2 protein-coding genes are annotated in these 2,160 nt (G+C 34.1%); both read left to right on the top strand.

All coding sequences use genetic code 11. The features are described from left to right. The coding region (locus C0512_RS15280) for an efflux RND transporter periplasmic adaptor subunit (protein ID WP_290863120.1) at positions 1 to 1,195 on the top strand (1,195 nt) is incomplete at its 5' end. Positions 1,196 to 1,209: 14 nt separating this feature from the next. Then, the coding region (locus C0512_RS15285) for a hypothetical protein (protein ID WP_290863122.1) at positions 1,210 to 2,160 on the top strand (951 nt) is incomplete at its 3' end.

Below are 2,160 nucleotides of genomic sequence, written 5' to 3' on the forward strand. Positions count from 1 at the left end.
AGCTTGTAATTCTTCTAAAAAAGAAGACCATTCTCAGCATGAGAATAAAAAAGAAGACCACTCTCAACATGATAAAAATAAAGAAACTACTTTTTATACATGTTCTATGGATCCTCAAGTAAAAGAAGATAAACCCGGCAAGTGTCCTATTTGCCACATGGAGTTAACACCCATAAAACAGGATGATAGTGAGGTTAACCAAATAAGTTTAAGTAAACAACAAATTCAACTTGGTAATATCACAACTCAAGTTATAGGACAAACACAAAACAATTTAGAACAAAACTACACAGGTGTTTTAACATTCAATCAAGAAAAATCTAAAACCTTTTCTTCAAAAGCAATGGGCAGAATTGAAAAATTGTATTTCAAATCTACGGGTGATTACCTATCCAAGAACAAGCCAATATATCAATTGTACAGTGAAGATATTGCAATAGCAAAACAAGACTATTATACTGCCTTTAAACAATTGGAGATGCCCGGTGATTTTGGAAAAAATGCAAAAAACATAATGAATGCGGCCAAACAAAAGCTTCTCTTCTATGGTTTGTCCAACACTCAAATTGAGAATATAAAAAGCAACAAAGATGTTTCGCCCTATACCACATTTTACAGCACTGTCGGTGGTACAATTTCTGAAATAACTGCCGTTGAAGGGAGTTATGTCATGGAAGGAACTCCAATAATTAAAGTAACCGATTTAAGTAAACTTTGGCTCGAAACACAAGTAAATATCAACTATTTCAATAGTCTTAAAATAGGTCAAAATGCTACCATAACTTTTGTCGATTTCCCTGATAAATCAATAAGCGCTAAAATCTCATTTATCAATCCTGAAATAAACCCGGAAACCCGTTTACTTTTGATTCGATTTGAAATACCAAATCAAAATCTAATTTTAAAACCGGGAATGCAGGCCATTGCAAAATTGATGATTTCCGGCGGTAAAGGAATCTACATTCCTACCGATGCAGTAATTAGAGAAGAAAACGCATCCTACATCTGGGTAGAAAAAAAACCGGGAGTTTATGAAAATCTAATGGTAGAAACAGGAATTGAAACCAATGGACTGATAGAAATCAAAACAAAAATTGCCAATGGTCAAAAAGTAGTGATAACAGGAGCCTATGCCATCAATAGCGAATATAAATTCCGCAAAGGCAGCGACCCGATGGAAGGCATGAAAATGTAATTTAAACAGTAAGGATGAACAATTTTAATCAAATAATACAGCAATACAAAAACGATTCAGAAAGTGTTTATAATACTTGGTTTGTGGATAATGACCAACGGTTAAAAGCGTTCAGAACTATCCGTCGAGGCATTATTCAGGTTGTTGAAGATATAAAAAACAAATCATTTCCAAATGATTTTAAAAACAGCAGCTTAGAATTTGTGCTCAATTGTATTGCCGAGCAAAAACAGGTATTTGTAGGGGTTTCACATCCTTTTTATTGGAAACCAAAACTCCGAATTCCTGACATCTATGAAAATCAAACCAATAAAATTGCTTTTGGCCAATTCTTGGAAAATTGCATTAATGCAAAAAACGAAGAACAGGTGCTTAGGGAAATTGTAAAACTCGACGAACTTAAAATTAAGGGACTTGGTCCGGCCGTTGCCAGTATTTTGTATTTCTTGCACCCAACCTGGTTTCCGCCTTTCAACACGGCAATTGTAAACGGTTTTAATTTCTTGTTCAAGGACAAAAAAAAACTCGGAAGCTGGAGTGAATACTTAAAAATTAGAGAGACATTACTGGAAACAAATTCCAAATTCAAATCGGAACTGTCCAATGATTTAGGTGCAATCGCAGGATTGTGTTTTGAAATTGGGACTCAAAAAATGCTCATAGGAAATGATGACTATTTGAGTGAAGAAGAGCGTTATAAATTTGAAAAAAACATAGTAAAACGCCAAAAAGAAATTATAGAAGAAAAAAAGGAAGATAATCTGCATAGTGAGATGCAATACCATTTATTGAAAATTGGAGCGTCATTAGGATTCGATGTTACCCCGGCAAGTAATGATAAAAGCAAAGCCTTCAATGGTCAAAGTTTTTCTTTTATGGCTATAAATAAATTTCCTGAATTGCCCTGTGATAAAGACACGCAAAACACCATTAAACTCATAGATGTATTATGGTTTGAAAAAGGA

It is taken from the genome of Flavobacterium sp. (assembly GCF_013822155.1).
Taxonomy (GTDB): domain Bacteria; phylum Bacteroidota; class Bacteroidia; order Flavobacteriales; family Flavobacteriaceae; genus Flavobacterium.